General features: G+C 60.5%; 16 protein-coding genes and 1 tRNA gene. 7 read left to right on the top strand and 10 right to left on the bottom strand.

Going from position 1 to position 14,283, the window contains the following annotated elements:
• Window positions 1-60 precede the first annotated feature (60 nt).
• Window positions 61-873 carry a universal stress protein gene (locus tag HALTADL_RS02795; protein WP_089672576.1) on the top strand — a complete coding sequence of 271 codons (813 nt, stop codon included), beginning with the start codon at window positions 61-63 and terminating at the stop codon, window positions 871-873.
• 87 nt (window positions 874-960) lie between these two features.
• On the opposite strand, the gene purB is transcribed toward HALTADL_RS02795, so the two are convergent.
• Window positions 961-2,376, bottom strand: a complete 1,416-nt coding sequence (gene purB, locus HALTADL_RS02790; RefSeq protein ID WP_089672577.1) for an adenylosuccinate lyase — start codon at window positions 2,374-2,376, stop codon at window positions 961-963.
• A 163-nt stretch (window positions 2,377-2,539) separates the two neighbouring features.
• Between purB and purH the strand changes: the two genes are divergently transcribed.
• The gene (gene purH, locus HALTADL_RS02785) at window positions 2,540-4,123 is read left to right on the top strand and encodes a bifunctional phosphoribosylaminoimidazolecarboxamide formyltransferase/IMP cyclohydrolase (RefSeq protein ID WP_089672588.1); all 1,584 of its coding nucleotides are present in this window, start codon (window positions 2,540-2,542) and stop codon (window positions 4,121-4,123) included.
• 302 nt (window positions 4,124-4,425) lie between these two features.
• Here the strand turns inward: purH and HALTADL_RS02780 are convergent, their stop codons facing one another.
• From HALTADL_RS02780 to sucC, 3 genes are all read right to left on the bottom strand, one after another.
• Entirely contained in the window at window positions 4,426-4,776 is a 351-nt protein-coding gene (locus HALTADL_RS02780) for a hypothetical protein (protein WP_089672578.1), read from the bottom strand.
• Window positions 4,777-4,848: 72 nt separating this feature from the next.
• On the bottom strand, window positions 4,849-5,718 hold the full coding sequence (sucD, locus tag HALTADL_RS02775) for a succinate--CoA ligase subunit alpha (protein ID WP_089672579.1): 870 nt from the start codon (window positions 5,716-5,718) through the stop codon (window positions 4,849-4,851).
• Entirely contained in the window at window positions 5,715-6,860 is a 1,146-nt protein-coding gene (gene sucC / locus HALTADL_RS02770; protein ID WP_089672580.1) for an ADP-forming succinate--CoA ligase subunit beta, read from the bottom strand. The genes sucD and sucC overlap by 4 nt, the downstream gene beginning before the upstream one ends.
• A 136-nt stretch (window positions 6,861-6,996) precedes the next feature.
• Here sucC and HALTADL_RS02765 point away from each other — a divergent pair, with 136 nt between their 5' ends.
• Window positions 6,997-7,443, top strand: a complete 447-nt coding sequence (locus HALTADL_RS02765) for a universal stress protein (RefSeq protein WP_089672581.1) — start codon at window positions 6,997-6,999, stop codon at window positions 7,441-7,443.
• Window positions 7,444-7,455: 12 nt separating this feature from the next.
• Here HALTADL_RS02765 and HALTADL_RS02760 read toward each other — a convergent pair whose 3' ends face one another.
• Window positions 7,456-7,740, bottom strand: a complete 285-nt coding sequence (locus HALTADL_RS02760) for a hypothetical protein (RefSeq protein WP_089672582.1) — start codon at window positions 7,738-7,740, stop codon at window positions 7,456-7,458.
• Window positions 7,741-7,779: 39 nt separating this feature from the next.
• Window positions 7,780-7,989, bottom strand: a complete 210-nt coding sequence (locus tag HALTADL_RS02755; protein ID WP_089672583.1) for a hypothetical protein — start codon at window positions 7,987-7,989, stop codon at window positions 7,780-7,782.
• A 100-nt stretch (window positions 7,990-8,089) separates the two neighbouring features.
• On the opposite strand from HALTADL_RS02755, the gene HALTADL_RS02750 reads away from it, so the two are divergent.
• Window positions 8,090-8,162 (top strand) — tRNA-Gln (locus HALTADL_RS02750).
• A gap of 144 nt (window positions 8,163-8,306) precedes the next feature.
• Here HALTADL_RS02750 and HALTADL_RS17155 read toward each other — a convergent pair.
• Window positions 8,307-8,480: a hypothetical protein gene (locus tag HALTADL_RS17155; RefSeq protein ID WP_162551659.1), complete on the bottom strand. Its 174-nt coding sequence runs from the start codon at window positions 8,478-8,480 to the stop codon at window positions 8,307-8,309.
• A 109-nt stretch (window positions 8,481-8,589) separates the two neighbouring features.
• Between HALTADL_RS17155 and HALTADL_RS02745 the strand changes: the two genes are divergently transcribed.
• Complete coding sequence (locus HALTADL_RS02745) at window positions 8,590-10,722, top strand: HsdM family class I SAM-dependent methyltransferase (protein ID WP_089672584.1); 2,133 nt, start codon at window positions 8,590-8,592, stop codon at window positions 10,720-10,722.
• Between the two features lie 31 nt (window positions 10,723-10,753).
• On the opposite strand, the gene HALTADL_RS02740 is transcribed toward HALTADL_RS02745, so the two are convergent.
• Window positions 10,754-10,945 carry a hypothetical protein gene (locus HALTADL_RS02740; RefSeq protein ID WP_089672585.1) on the bottom strand — a complete coding sequence of 64 codons (192 nt, stop codon included), beginning with the start codon at window positions 10,943-10,945 and terminating at the stop codon, window positions 10,754-10,756.
• Window positions 10,946-11,043: 98 nt separating this feature from the next.
• Between HALTADL_RS02740 and HALTADL_RS02735 the strand changes: the two genes are divergently transcribed.
• Window positions 11,044-11,982: a transposase gene (locus HALTADL_RS02735; RefSeq protein WP_015911568.1), complete on the top strand. Its 939-nt coding sequence runs from the start codon at window positions 11,044-11,046 to the stop codon at window positions 11,980-11,982.
• Window positions 11,983-11,990: 8 nt separating this feature from the next.
• Here the strand turns inward: HALTADL_RS02735 and HALTADL_RS02730 are convergent, their stop codons facing one another.
• Complete coding sequence (locus HALTADL_RS02730; protein WP_089673794.1) at window positions 11,991-12,587, bottom strand: hypothetical protein; 597 nt, start codon at window positions 12,585-12,587, stop codon at window positions 11,991-11,993.
• Between the two features lie 69 nt (window positions 12,588-12,656).
• Window positions 12,657-13,106 (bottom strand): TIGR00725 family protein, encoded by a 450-nt coding sequence (locus HALTADL_RS02725; RefSeq protein ID WP_089673793.1) that lies wholly within the window; start codon window positions 13,104-13,106, stop codon window positions 12,657-12,659.
• A 204-nt stretch (window positions 13,107-13,310) separates the two neighbouring features.
• Here HALTADL_RS02725 and HALTADL_RS02720 point away from each other — a divergent pair, with 204 nt between their 5' ends.
• Complete coding sequence (locus HALTADL_RS02720) at window positions 13,311-14,273, top strand: C-terminal binding protein (protein WP_089673792.1); 963 nt, start codon at window positions 13,311-13,313, stop codon at window positions 14,271-14,273.
• Window positions 14,274-14,283: the final 10 nt, after the last annotated feature.

The raw sequence follows: 14,283 nt of genomic DNA, 5'->3' as shown, positions 1-14,283 counted from the left end.
CCACTCAGTCCAATATCACTGTTCTTTATACCACATCAGCACACAGGATGGTGTATACTAATGATCGGCGTATCCGAAACCGGATCAATCACAGAGGAGTATCCGCGGATTGGTCCCTGTTTACTCGGTCCGATCAGCGAGGAGACGACCTATCGCCGCGCTGCGTCGGTCGCCCATGCACTCGCCACGAGCCGAGAGTGTGACCTGCTTGTCAGCGCCGAGGCTGAAGTGGCTGACACGGCCGACAACCCAGACTCGCTTCCCGAAAGCCATCGTGACGGTCACTGCTCGCAGACGTCACCAGTCGAAACCGAACTGTCGCTTGACCCGGTGGTCAGCCAGCACAAGCCCTCGGCGCTCGTTATCGAACGGGACGCCAAACAGCATCTGATCGGCGAACTGTTCTCGGATTGCGCCGAGCGACTTTCCTCGAAAACTGATGTCCTCACCGTCGACGGTCGGGGGACCACCGACCGGATTGCCTCGATTCTGGTCCCGATTGCGGGCGGCCACCACAGCCAGTTGGCCGTCGAAACCGCGGTTGCGGTCGCCCGCGCCAACGATGCCGCAGTCGACCTGTTTCACGTGATCGAATCCGACGACGACGAGAGCCACGACCGGGGGAAGACCGTACTGAACTCGGCGCTGGCCACCATCTCCGAGGAGGACGCCGAGCGCGTCGACACCTGGCTCTACGAAGCGTCGGATGCAACCGAGGCAATCACCGAGCAGTCGAGTTACTACGATCTCACTGTCATGGGGGCGCCGACGGTCGGCCCGCTCGAACGGTTCGTCTTTGGCTCAACCACAAAACACGTCCAGCGAGAGGCCGACTCACCCGTTATCGTCGCCCACGCCAAGGATTCGGAGTGACCGGTTCGCGACGCTACTGAGTAGTCGTTTTCTAAAAGTCGACACCTGCGTTACTTGATCTCTACTCCCGTTAGTCACCGACTACGATCAGTCGTCGACTTGGTCGACCAACTCGTCGGCAACGCCAGTGTAGCCGGTCGGCGTCAGTGCGAGCAGTTCCTCACGAACTGACTCGTCGACATCAAGCGACTCAAAGAGGTCGTAGAAGTCTTCGATTGTCACGTGTTTGCCGCGAGTGAGGTCCTTGACACGCTCGTAGGCGTCGGTGTCGCCCTCTCGTCGGAGGATCGTCTGAACCGCCTCACCGATGATCTCGGGGGTGGCCTCCAGCTCCTCGGTCATTACCTGCTCGTTGGGGACGATCTTGTCCAATCCGGCTTGGGCCTTTTTATACCCGATCAGACAGTGACCGAAGGCCGCACCGATGTTGCGTTTGACCGTCGAATCCGAGAGATCCCGCTGGAGTCGAGAGGTTGTGATGTAGTCAGCGAGGAACGTGAGATCCGAGTTGGCTTTCGAGAGGTTGCCCTCGCTGTTCTCGAAGTCGATGGGGTTGACCTTGTGGGGCATCGTCGACGAGCCGGTTTCGCCTTTGACGGTCTGTTGACCGAGATAGCGATCCGAGATGTAGAGCCACATATCCCGATCCATATCTGTTAGAACGTTATTAACGCCGCGCAGGGCGTCGAATACCGCGCTCAGATCGTCACAGGGGTTGACCTGCGTGGCGAGTTCGGTGTGGTCGAGACCGAGGTCGGTGACAAAGGATTCCGAAAAGGCCTGCCAGTCGACATCGGGATAGGCGGCGTGGTGGGCCGCGTAGGTCCCAGAAGCCCCTGCGAGTTTGCCCGAGAGGTCGTCAGTGGTGGCCTGCACACGCCCGATGGCCTTGCCGAGCCGGGAGGCGTAGACGGCCATCTCCTTGCCGAACGTGGTCGGCGTCGCGGGCTGGCCATGGGTCCGGGCCAGCATCGAGAGGTCGCTGTGTTCGTGGGCGAGGTCGACCAGTTCGTCGCGGAGATCCTGCAGCGTGGGGACGAGCACGGTCTCAACAGCCGGTTTGACCAGCAGTCTGTGAGCGAGATTGTTGACGTCCTCGCTGGTGAGGCCGAAATGAATCCACGGGTAGAGTCGTTCGGCGTCGTCGACAGCCTCCGAGTCGTCCAGCTTGATGCGGAGGAAGTATTCGACCGCTTTGACGTCGTGGTTAGTCGCTGTGTACCCGGCGGCGCCGTCGACTTCGAGTTCTTTGATCAGTCGGGCGTCCTCGGCCTTGAAGCTCTCGTAGGTCTCACGGAGGGTGGTCGACTCGGCGTCGCTCAACTCGATTGGGACGGCATCGAGATCGGCGAGGGCGAGCAGGTAGTCAGCCTCTACGTGGACACGAGCGCGCATGAGACCGGATTCGCTGGCGTACGGTGAGAGTGGGGCCGTCCGGCGGGCGTACCGACCGTCGAGCGGCGAGACCGCCGCCAGTGGGTCGGATCGCGGAAGTTCAGTCATGGCTGAGTCAGGTGGTGGTACTCCCAAAAGAATGTCGAAAGCAACCCTCAGCCTCGTGCATATTTTCCAGCGTTCGGCGGTGTTCAGTGCGCTATCTATCCACAAACACGTACAGGTCGCAGTCGACCGCAACTGTTTTTCGGTCGCCACGGGTGGCTCACATATGGTCAAAATCGCTGGCTTAGCGAGCAATCGCGGCCGAAATCTGCTGCATATCGCCGACCGGATGCCGGGCGGTGCGGAGCTGTCTATCGTTCTCACAAACGAAGACGGTGCACCGGTTCTCGAAGGGGCCTCCGAGCGCGGTATCCCAACCGAGGTCGTCACCCGCGATGAGGGTGAGTCCCGCGAGTCCCACGAAGAGCGTATCCTCGAAACACTCGACAGCTACGATTTCGATATCGTCTGTCTGGATGGCTACATGCGTGTGCTGACCGAGGCGTTCGTCGACAACGCACCAACCACGCTGAACATCCATCCCTCCCTCCTGCCTGCGTTCCCCGGCATGGACGCCCACGAGCAGGTCTTGGACTCCGGAGCGAGGATGACCGGCTGTACGGTCCACGTCGTCACCGAGGAGGTCGACGCCGGACCCATCGTCACCCAAGAGGCCGTCCCGGTCTACGAGGACGACGAGACGGACGATCTCAAAAAGCGTGTGCTGTACGATGCCGAGTTCACGGCCTATCCCCGAGCCATCCGATGGGTCGCCGAGGATCGTGTAAGCGTCGACACCGACGCCGAGACGGTCGAAATCGAGGGCGACACTGGCGGGGACTTCCCACAGCGTCGACTGGTCTCTGACGACCTCTCGAATACGCTGCGATACGGCGAGAATCCCCATCAGGACGGTGCCGTGTACGCCGACGGTACCTGCGAGGAAGCCAACGTCGTCTCTGCGCCGCAGCTCAACGAAGGCGCGAAAGCGCTGTCGTACAACAACTACAACGATGCTGACGGCGCGCTCAACCTGATCAAGGAGTTCGACGAGCCAGCCGCAGCGGTGATCAAACACACCAACCCGGCGGGCTGTGCGACCGCCGACTCACTGTCAGAAGCCTACGACAAGGCCCTCCGAACCGACCCCAAAAGCGCCTTCGGTGGCGTCGTCGCGCTCAACCGCGAATGTGATGCCGAAACCGCCGAGCAGGTCGTCGACTCGTTCAAAGAGGTCGTCGTTGCGCCGGGGTATACCGACGCTGCACTTGACGTGCTGACCGATAAAAAGAACCTCCGCGTGCTCGACGTCGGCGAACTCGGCGAGATTAGTGAGCGCCTCACCGAAAAACCGATTGTTGGTGGTCGACTCGTCCAAGAGCGAGATCTGGCATCGCCGTCGATAGAGGAGTTCGAGGTCGTCACCGAGCGGGAGCCAACCGACGCGGAACTGAAGACGATGAAGTTCACGTGGCAGACGCTCAAACACGTCAAATCGAATGGGATCGTGTTTGCATCGGGGACCGAGACGGTTGGCCTCGGTGTGGGCCAAGTGTCGCGTGTCGACGCTGTTGAACTGGCTGGCAAGAAAGCAGGGCGTGACGCCGAAGGCAAGAGTGCCGAGGGTGCCGTGATGGGGTCGGATGCCTTCTTCCCGTTCCCGGATGGAATCGAGGCCGCCGCAGAGGCCGGAATCGAGGCCGTGATTCAGCCCGGTGGCTCGGTGAACGACGAGGACGTGATCGAGGCGGCCGACGAACACGGGATGGCGATGGTGTTTACCGGGATGCGTTGTTTCCGACACGATTGAGCGAAGCGAAAGCGTGTCGGAAAGCAGTGAGTGAACGAAGTGAACTCACGCGCCTTCCGCCACGACTGAGCAGCGCGAAGGAGTTGCAGAAGTCAGCGAACGAGCGGAGCGAGTTCGCGCGATTTCAGACATGACTGAACGAAGTGAAGAAATGTCTGAAGCCTGTTGGGTGAGCAGTGAACCGTGATATTATATCTTCAACGCTATCTTTGGACCGGCAGTAGCCGTCGACTACCTGTTTAAAGACCGAGCATAGCCGTCGACTACCTGTTTAAAATCGTGAGTAGTCACCGACTACGTTTTTAAACGCCGGGAACGCCGAACGCACCGATGCCGAGGCCGAGGATCGAGTTCACGACGAACAGGATGACGAGTGCGGAGAGCCACGCACCGAGTCCGATGATCGCGGCCTTCGTCCAGCCGCCGGGGTAGCGCCAGTTGATGACGCCGACCCAGACGATCAGTGCGATGACGGGCCCAATGAGCGGAATCCACGACGTGAGCGCCCAGCCGACTGCGCCAAGGACCGCCGTGACGACGGCGTGACTGTAGTCGTCGACGTCAATCAGGAGTCGGGCGCTGATGTAGATGGCCAATCCACCAATCAGCAGCGCGATGACGAACGCAACAAGAGAACCGATAATTGCGACCATGAAGAGATACTGGCCGCACGCCCGGTATAGCTGGTGATGTCGACTGAGTCGGTAAAACGGGGTAGTGTACCGCTACAGGAAGTCTTCGATGGCGTCAGCGACCTCTTCGGGGGTGTCGCCGACCGGAACGCCTGCATCGTTGAGTGCGTTGATCTTCGACTCTGCGGTGCCGGTACCCGAACCCGAGACGATAGCGCCAGCGTGGCCCATGCGCTTTCCTGGCGGTGCGGTCCGCCCGGCGATGAAGCCAGCAACCGGGGTGTCCATGTTCTCGGCGATGTACTTTGCTGCCTGCTCTTCGTCCTCGCCACCGATCTCGCCGCACATCACGACTGCTTCGGTGTCGGGGTCGGCCTCGAAGGCTTCGAGGGCGTCGATGAACGACGTTCCGATAATCGGGTCGCCACCGATTCCAATCGCGGTCGTCTGGCCAATGCCGCGCTCGGTGAGATTCGAGACGACTTGGTAGGTCAGGGTACCAGACCGGGAGACCAGACCCACATTCCCTGACTCGAAGATGTTGCCGGGGAGAATGCCGAGTTTGGCCTCGCCAGGGGTGATGATGCCCGGACAGTTCGGGCCGAGCAGTTTGGTGTCGACCTCACTGAGTCGTTTGTTCACTTTGGCCATATCCTGCGTTGGGACACCCTCGGTGATCGCAACGACGAGATCGAGGTTCGTGTCGAGGGCCTCGAAGATCGCGTCGCCCGCGAATGCTGGCGGGACGAACACGACCGAGGCGTCGGCGTCTTCGGCTTCGACGGCCTCGTAGACGGTGTCGTAGACGGGGACGCCTGCGACCTCTTGGCCGCCCTTGCCGGGGACCGCGCCAGCGACGACGTTGGTGCCGTACTCCAGCATCTGCTCGGTGTGGAACTTGCCCTCGCCGCCGGTGATTCCCTGCACTACTACTCTGGTGTCGTCGTCAACGAAAATGCTCATTGTGCCACCTCTTCGGCGTTTTTAACCGCACGCTGGACCGCTGACTCTAGGGTTGCTTCGACCTGCACGAGGTCGGTGTTCAGGATCTCCATCCCTTCTTTGGCGTTGGTTCCGGCCAGTCGAACAACGACCGGTTTGGGAATCTCGTCGAACTGTTCGAGTGCTTCGTTGATTCCTTTCGCTACTTCGTCGCCGCGGGTGATCCCACCGAAGATGTTGAAGACGACGCTGTCGACGTTCTCGTCGGAGAAGACGACATCCAGCGCGTTGGCCACGCGCTGGGCCTTCGCGCCGCCGCCGATATCGAGGAAGTTCGCGGGCGTCCCGCCGTAGTAGTCGACCAGATCGAGGGTGGTCATCACGAGTCCGGCACCGTTGCCGATGATGCCTGTATTCCCTGAGAGTCGAACGTAGTCGAAGCCGTACTCGCCAGCTTTTCGTTCGAGGTCGTTCTGGTAGGCGTCCTTTTCCATCTCCGCGAGGTCCGAGTGCCGGAACAGCGCGTCCTCGTCGATGTTCATGACGGCGTCGGCGGCGATCACGTCGTCGTCGGCAGTGCTCATCACCGGGTTGACCTCGATGTCGCTGGCGTCGTTGTCCTCGTAGAGATCGTAGAGTTTCGAGAGGATCGCGGTGACATCGCGGGCGTACTCTGCGGGCACACCAGCATCGTAGACGACTTTTCGGGCCTGATATGGGTGCAGGCCAAATGCGGGGTCGATGTGTTCCTGTGCGATGGCCTCAGGGTCTTCTTCGGCGACCTGCTCGATGTCGACGCCACCCTTGGTGGAGACCATGGCGACGGCTTCGCCCTCGCTGCGGTCCATCGTCACGCCGACGTAGTACTCGTCGACGAAGTCGACGCCCTGCTCGACGAGCACTTCGTTGACGTGGTAGCCTTTGAGATCCATGCCGAGGATCGATTCGGCTGCCTCGCGGGCCTCGTCTTCGTTGGTTGCGATCTTGATGCCGCCGGCCTTGCCGCGGCCGCCGACGTGGACCTGTGCCTTGATAGCTGCTGGATACCCAATCTCGCGGACAGCGTCGAGTACACCCTCGACACTGTCTGCGAGTTGAGATGCAGGGACTGGAATCCCTGCGTCTGCAAAGATTTCCTTCGCCTGATACTCGTGGAGTTTCATACGTCAGTATGACCTCGGTTGTCATGCTTAAAGCCGTCCATTCGGTGCGATTCAGGGTTGGTCGACTGTCCAGTAAACCGGACTCTCAGTGCTGATTGAACTGTGCCTTTTGGGGTGTCGGCGCGAAAAACAGAGTATGGTTCGACAGATACTGGTCCCCCTCGATGGCTCACCGCTCGGGAACAACGCCCTCTCGGTGGCGCTTGACGACTACCCCGACGCTGAGATCCATCTGCTGCACGTCATCGACCCGACCGAACCGGGGTACAGTTACGTGTCGCTGGGTGTCGAGGCCTACGACACGCCCCAGCACGGCAGCGAGGCGTGGTACGACCGCGCCGAGGAGTACGCCGAGGAGTTGTTCGAGACGGCCCGCGAGCAGACTGATGAGGATATCGAGTTAGATACTGAGACGCGGGTTGGTCGACCAAGTCGAGAGATCGTCAACTACGTCGAAGACAACGACATTGAACACATTGTCCTCGGCAGTCATGGCCGAGATCGTGAATCGCGAAATCTCGTTGGCAGTGTGGCCGAAGGAGTCGTTTTTCGGTCACCGGTGCGGGTGACGCTGGTAAAGTAGGGTGGTTAGGGTTTAGTCTTCGGTCGACCGGTCTTGGAGGACGCCGCCGAGACCGACAGCGAGGCCAGCGACCGTGAGGAGTCCACCGCCGGTGACCAGTGGGTTGACGGTCTTTTCGTTACAGCCATCGGAGTACTGGACCGAGAGACCGTCGACGCCAGCGAGGCTGTAGTCGGGCTCGTGATCCTCGCAGAGGGCTTCGGTGCTTGCGGAGACGGTGCCGAAGGCGACCGCCGAAAACAGCGACAGACAGAGGCCAACGCCCACCAAGAGGACGCCAACGCGTTTGAATCCCATACGTCACCCACAGGAGACGACATTAAATGTGCTGTGGGTTCAGTTGTCGTCGACATCTGCATACCACCGAACGAGTCCACATTCGGGGCAGATGTAGCCGAAGACGTCGACCGTTTCTTTCGCGCCGAGCGAGCCGAGGATTCCCTTTCGCGGCTCATCAGTTCGGAGTTTGATTTTCTCGCGGTCGAGGGCCGTCATGGGTGTCGACCGTTCGAGGCTGACGCCGCAGTCGGGACACCGGGGGTCCATGGGTGGTGATTGGTGGCTGTGAGCCTAAGACTGTGGGTGGGTGTCGACCGGAGCGTGAAAAGAAAGGACTATGTAAATCGGCGGTCCGAACTGTAGACGGAGTCCCGTGGTGTAGTGGCCAATCATATGGGCCTTTGGAGCCTATGACGGCGGTTCGAATCCGCCCGGGACTATTCTGCCGCAAGCAATACTGCGAGCGGCGAATATCGCTCTGCGGATTCGGAACAGGGAGCGACTGAAAGGAGCGACCGTGGTTCGAATCCGCCCGGGCTATTTTGCAACGAACAACGTCGTGAGCCGTAAAATCGCTCTGGGAATTATTCCTGATCGAAGACCTCAGTAACCTTCTCCCGTGGAATCCAGTGCGTACCGGGATCGTCTTCAATTTTGACCCAACTGGGGTAGATTTCGACCGCAACGTCGTTGTACTCACCCATCTGTGTCTGCACAGCCGCCACTTCGATCCGCGTTACAAAGTCGGTCTCACTCATCGATTGTCACCACCACTCGAATTATCGTCAAGATACCTTACTGTTTTGCCCGTCACAGTCTTGTTATGCGAACGCTCTTTTGATACGATACCCGACTATTCACCAACGAATGAGCCCGTCGACCACACCTGAGACAGTCCTCAAAACCGCCGCGAGTCGCATCCACAGTCGACTCACGGAGACTGTCGACCCCTCGCTCGACCGCGAGGTCGACGCATGGTGTGAACTTCAGGGTCTCGACCGACTCGACAACCCCCACAAAATCGTCGCCCGCCAAGCCTCCTTCAACACGGTGCTCAAGGCGACCCTCTACGAGCGATACCACCAGCAGGGTCGACTGCCCGAACTCCCCGCAGACCCCCAGACGGCCTTTAAAAAGGCCCATGCCGAAACCGACGACTCGGCGTTTGCACCGTACGTCCTCGATAGGGTGGCCGGAGTGGTCGACGCTGACGCCCTCGCAGACCTCCTCGATGCTCGCCACAGCCTCATTGCGGCCGACGAACCGGCCGAGATGATTGGCCACCTGTTTGAATCCCTGACGCCGCAGTCGGCCCGCCGCAAACTCGGCCAGTTCAGAACCCCGCTGACGATCGCCTCGCTGATGGCTGAATGGCTGATTCAGGACGGCACCGAAACCGTCCTCGATCCGGGGATGGGCGCTGGCGCGCTGGCGGCGGCGGCCTACCAGACGAAACAACAACACGTCGACCAGCCACCGCTGACTGACATCCACGGCGTCGACCTCAATGAACTGTCGCTTGTGATGGCCGCGACCTCGCTGGCCCTTTTAAATCATGGCGAGCCACACAGCCTCCGGATCGATGACTTTCTCTCTGTCGAACCGAACGAGATCGAAAACGGTGCAGTCGACGCGATCATCTCGAACCCACCCTACTCGCGGCATCACGAACTCGATGCCGACTACAAGCAGCGTATCAACGACCAAGCCGAACGCGAGACCGGTCAGACCATCAGCGCGCTGTCACCGATGTACGCCTACTTCTACTACCACGCCGCTGCGTTCCTCAAACCGGGCGGTCGACTCTCGTTTATCACTCCCAGCGAGTTCCTCGAAACCGGCTACGGCGAATCCCTCAAACGGTTTCTGGTCGAGGCGTTCGACATCAGGGCGCTCGTGCTGTTCGACCGCGACGACAGTTCAAAATTCGATGAAGCACTGACCACGAGTCTGGTAAGCTTTCTGGAAAAACCCGACGGCGAGGCCAGCGACCTGACACGAATGATTCGCGTCGACGGCGACCCCAGCGAAGCCGAGTTGCTGGCCGCAATTCGTGGTGAGCAGGAGGGCGAGACTGACTGGGGTTTCGTCAACGTCGTCCCGCAGACCGAACTGGAGCCAAGCGACAAGTGGACTGGCCTCTTCGACCCCCTCAATATCGATACGACCGATCTCGTTGCCCTATCGGACCTCGCAACCGTCACCCGCGGCATCGCCACCGGCCAGAACGACTACTACTGTCTCACAGCTGAGGACGTTGCGGCGTGGAACATCGACGAACGATATCTTTCGAAGATCATCCGCAACGCCCGACACGTTCCCGGCTATGAGTACACCGTCGACGACTGGACCGTCGACCGCGAGGCTGGCGAGGAAGTCTGGGTACTGTATCACCTGACGGCTCTGGATTCCGAAATCGCAAGCGCACTCCAGTCGACCGAGATCGAGGGCAACAGCACGCTCGCAGCCTACGAGGATCGTGCCCAACCGGGTGGCGAGACCGAAGGAATCGTCGACTACCTTCGCCACGGTTGCAGCGAGGATATCGGGGCCCACAGTGGCTATCTCGCCGAGCATCGGACGCCGTGGTACGTGGTCGACCGCCGTGATCCACCGCCGGTCGTCTTTACTTATATGAGCCGCGGTGGAAGCCGCTTCATCAAAAACGAGACCGACGCCCGAACGCTGAGCAACCTCCACGGGATCTATTTCGACGTCGACCTCAGCGAATCGGAACAAAAAGCGCTGTTGGCCTACTTGAATAGTGGGTTCGCAAGCGAGGTCGTCCGGCGGTCAGGACGGACCTATTCGTCGGGCATGGACAAAATCGAGCCAAAAGAGTTGGAGGGGGTGCCGGTGCTCGATCCCCGAACCCTTGATAGCGAGACGGTGGCCGAACTGGCCGAGCGGTTCGACGCGTTGCGGCAGGCCGCCCGTGAGGAACGGGCGACTGAGCCAGCCGTCGACGCCATCGACGATCTGTTAGAGCGCGTTCGGTAGCCCTTAGGTCGGTATGCTGAGGTCAGTATACTTAGGTCGACAGTTCAAACGTCCACGAGCGGTTCGAGAGGATTTCGACATACCCTACGCCCGATATCGGGCGGGTCACGGTCTGCTCATCTTCGCCGTTGAACTGGGCGACCGTGAGCGAATCAGCCCCGTCGCGGTCGGTGAGGAAGACCCTGTGGAGACCGGGGCCCGTTGCCGAGAAAGAGGGTGTCATAGAAAGCGTCACACACGAAGACGCAGGATGTTGGAACTGTGTCTACGAGCGCCAGCATCCTGCAAGAGGAGACTTCTATCGACGAGTTCTTCAATGTAATGGCGACCGAGACGCTCGCGTTGTTCGAGCATCTTGAGTTCGACTTTCTCGAAGAATTCGATGTGTTCGCCCCCGCTCGCCGGGGGCGAACACGAGATCATCACCCACCAGCACTCTTCCGAGCGTTCCTGCACTGCTACTACAAGAACGTCTACGGCATCCGTCCAGTCACGCGAGAACTCCAGAACACGGTCGTCTGGCTCAGCTGTGGCTTCGATCGACCGCCGTCGAGAGACGCGGTCGATCGCTTCCTCACCGACCTCGAACACGTCGTCGACGAGGTCTTCGACCGCCTCGTCGAGCAGGCCGCCTGCCGCGGCCTGCTCGACTTGACCTACTCCATCGATTCCACCGACGTGAGGACGATGCCCGCCGACCAAGACGCGTCGAAAGGCTACGATCCAACCGCCGAAGAGTACTACCACGGCTACGGCTGTACGATCGTCTCGACCGGGCAAAAGATCCCGATTGCCGCGGAGTTCACCGAGAGCAAGCAAGCGCCAGAGGAGACGGCGATGCGCGTCACGTGTGACGCGCTCGCCGTCGAGAAACCGATCTGGATGCTTGGAGACAGCGCCTACGACACGCTCGGCTGGCACGACCACCTGCTGGCCGCAGGGGTCGTGCCAGTCGCTCCGTACAACGCACGAAACACCGACGATCCGAAAGACATCGAGTACAGGGTCGAAGCCCGCATCGACGAACACAGCGAGGACGTTCAGCTGAAGCAATCGACGCTAGACGAGACGTACAACCGCCGGAGTGGAGTCGAACGAACCAACGACGCCGTCAAGGACTGCGGCCTCGGGCACGTTCGCGCCCGAGGCCGCGTCCACGCACGAGCACAAGTGTTCCTCGCGCTGTGCCTTCGTCTCGTTATTGCGATCACCAACGACGAACGCGGAGACAATCCAGGAAGCACCGTCATCACGCTATGAGAACTATTCTATGACACCCTCGAGAAACTGAACTCCGTCTCTGTCTGTTCGCCGAAGTTGATCGGGCCGATCACATCGTACTGCTCGCTTTCACGTTTGAGGGGAAGGTCGATACCCACACCGTCCTCGTACGACGGGAGATCGTAGATCGTCGCCGTCCATTCGGCATCCGCCTCCAGTACGCTGAGTACGTACGAGCCCGTCGAAACCGGCAGCAGTGACCGCCCATCGTAGGGACCGATCGCATCCACGACGGAGGCAACCACCGGGTCGGGTTCGGCTTCGTCCGTCGACTCGTTCGTCTCTGTAGACTCAGTTGTCACGTTGGACTCGTTGGACTCGTTGGTCTCGTCGTCCGTTTCGATATCAGGATCGTCGAGAACGACGATGAAGTTGTCCGATCCCATATGCTCGGCGTCGACGAGCGTCGGCCCATCCTGCGTGATCTCGAAGCGCTCTGTGGTATCGGGTCCATCCCCTGACAACTCAATCGTCTCAGCATCCGGATACGGTGGATACTCACTGCCATTGGCTGCCGAGGTACAGCCAGCCACCGACCCAATCACACCCGTCGCCGCAAGCCCAAGATATGTGCGTCGCTGCATACTCGGAGCAGTGAGTATTCGGGCCTAAGCCTGTTGCTCCGATTCTCAGTGCTGAAAGACGGTCGCGTGCTACGACTCGGTCGACGACTCGACGTAGTCGACGGCCTCGCTTGGCGTCGCAACCGCTTCGATCCACGGCAGGTCGTGGGTTCGGAGTCCGGCCACTGGCCGGTCGTAGACGTTCGCAAACCCGATCTCTGAGAGCGTTCCACCGCTTCCAGAGATGGCGATTACCGCCTCGCCATTGAGTGGAACGAGAACGTTTCGGGCGTGGCCCATCCCGGTCGCAATCGGGGTTGAGACCCACTCGTTGGCCGCCGAAGGGTCGTCGACCGGCAAAATCCCAATCGTCTCGCCGCCCGCCTCGCTCGCGCCCCGACAAACCGCTTTCATCACGCCACCCATCCCGCCGCAGACGACGGTATGACCTCGCTCTGCGAGGAGTCGACCTACTGCCTCGGCATCTTCCGCCGTCGACGCGTCGAGTTCCGAACCGCTTCCAATCACGCTGATTCGCATGGTGAGTGGTCGACTGGCCCGCACCAAACCGTTACTGATCGAACAGACAGCAAATACCACCAAATGACATATTTTGGTAGCAGATGGTAACAAATGGTATTTGCTACCGACCAGTCGTCTGTGAGTGGTGGTCCCACGAGACAACCATCTCAGTACGTGGGAATCCGGGGGTGATTGATTACCCCGTGGACTGATCTATCAACTATGGCAAGAGTAGTCGTGAGCGACGACGCGATGATTCGGACCGAGACGCTGGCGTCGGTGCTCGGTGAGCGGGCAACAGTCGACTCGGCTGCGTTGGAGACGACCGAGGATATCATCGACGCCGTGGGCGACGCCGAGGCGCTCGTCGTCGACGTTAACACGCCGGTTCCGGCCGCGGTGTTCGAGCAGTGTGACCGACTCGAAATCGTTGCCCGCGCAGGGGTCGGCGTCGACGGGGTCGACATTCCGGCGGCGGCCCACGGCGTGACCGTTACCAACGTGCCGGAGTACTGCCGGGAGGAGGTCTCGACGCATGCCGTCTCGCTGCTATTGGCCTCGGTGCGTCGACTCAACGTCTACGACCGCGCAGTAAAGCGCGGCCAGTGGAGTTGGACCGACGGCCAGCCGATCCACCGGTTGGCTGGCGAAACCGTGGGCTTTCTCTCGTTCGGCCAGTTGGCAAAAGCGACCGCCGAGAAACTCGCGGGCTTCGACTGTCGACTCGTCGCGACCGACCCCTTCGTCGACAGCGAGGCAATGGCAGAGTACGGCGTCGAGAAGGTCGGCTTCGACGACCTGTTGGCGGAGGCCGACCACGTCTCGATCCACGCGCCGCTGACCGACGAGACCCGTCATTTGTTCGACCGCGAGGCCTTCGAGCGGATGAGCGAGACCGCAGTGGTGGTCAACGTCGGTCGCGGTGGGATCGTCGACGAGGAGGCCCTCGCATGGGCACTGCGGAACGATGAGATCGCCGCGGCCGCCCTCGACGTGATCGAAGACGAACCGCTGACCGACTCGCCGCTGGCCGACCGCGACGAGGTAATCTTGACACCGCATGCCGCCTTCTACTCGGAGGAGTCGGTCACGGAACTCAACAGATGGATCGCCACCGACATTCTGGCCGTCCTCGCGGGCGACCGGCCCGAAGGCTACGTCGACCCCGAGGCCGACTGGCTCTGAGTAAGTAACG

The organism is Halohasta litchfieldiae (assembly GCF_002788215.1).
GTDB classification, from domain to species: domain Archaea; phylum Halobacteriota; class Halobacteria; order Halobacteriales; family Haloferacaceae; genus Halohasta; species Halohasta litchfieldiae.
This window is presented reverse-complemented; position numbering and strand designations above follow the sequence as displayed.

What these genes read in the sequence shown, in the direction of transcription:
- HALTADL_RS02795 (WP_089672576.1), top strand. Translation starts at nt 61, where the DNA reads ATGATCGGCGTATCCGAAACCGGATCAATCACAGAGGAGTATCCGCGG.
- purB (WP_089672577.1), bottom strand. Translation starts at nt 2,376, where the DNA reads ATGACTGAACTTCCGCGATCCGACCCACTGGCGGCGGTCTCGCCGCTC.
- purH (WP_089672588.1), top strand. Translation starts at nt 2,540, where the DNA reads ATGGTCAAAATCGCTGGCTTAGCGAGCAATCGCGGCCGAAATCTGCTG.
- HALTADL_RS02780 (WP_089672578.1), bottom strand. Translation starts at nt 4,776, where the DNA reads ATGGTCGCAATTATCGGTTCTCTTGTTGCGTTCGTCATCGCGCTGCTG.
- sucD (WP_089672579.1), bottom strand. Translation starts at nt 5,718, where the DNA reads ATGAGCATTTTCGTTGACGACGACACCAGAGTAGTAGTGCAGGGAATC.
- sucC (WP_089672580.1), bottom strand. Translation starts at nt 6,860, where the DNA reads ATGAAACTCCACGAGTATCAGGCGAAGGAAATCTTTGCAGACGCAGGG.
- HALTADL_RS02765 (WP_089672581.1), top strand. Translation starts at nt 6,997, where the DNA reads ATGGTTCGACAGATACTGGTCCCCCTCGATGGCTCACCGCTCGGGAAC.
- HALTADL_RS02760 (WP_089672582.1), bottom strand. Translation starts at nt 7,740, where the DNA reads ATGGGATTCAAACGCGTTGGCGTCCTCTTGGTGGGCGTTGGCCTCTGT.
- HALTADL_RS02755 (WP_089672583.1), bottom strand. Translation starts at nt 7,989, where the DNA reads ATGGACCCCCGGTGTCCCGACTGCGGCGTCAGCCTCGAACGGTCGACA.
- HALTADL_RS17155 (WP_162551659.1), bottom strand. Translation starts at nt 8,480, where the DNA reads ATGAGTGAGACCGACTTTGTAACGCGGATCGAAGTGGCGGCTGTGCAG.
- HALTADL_RS02745 (WP_089672584.1), top strand. Translation starts at nt 8,590, where the DNA reads ATGAGCCCGTCGACCACACCTGAGACAGTCCTCAAAACCGCCGCGAGT.
- HALTADL_RS02740 (WP_089672585.1), bottom strand. Translation starts at nt 10,945, where the DNA reads ATGACACCCTCTTTCTCGGCAACGGGCCCCGGTCTCCACAGGGTCTTC.
- HALTADL_RS02735 (WP_015911568.1), top strand. Translation starts at nt 11,044, where the DNA reads ATGGCGACCGAGACGCTCGCGTTGTTCGAGCATCTTGAGTTCGACTTT.
- HALTADL_RS02730 (WP_089673794.1), bottom strand. Translation starts at nt 12,587, where the DNA reads ATGCAGCGACGCACATATCTTGGGCTTGCGGCGACGGGTGTGATTGGG.
- HALTADL_RS02725 (WP_089673793.1), bottom strand. Translation starts at nt 13,106, where the DNA reads ATGCGAATCAGCGTGATTGGAAGCGGTTCGGAACTCGACGCGTCGACG.
- HALTADL_RS02720 (WP_089673792.1), top strand. Translation starts at nt 13,311, where the DNA reads ATGGCAAGAGTAGTCGTGAGCGACGACGCGATGATTCGGACCGAGACG.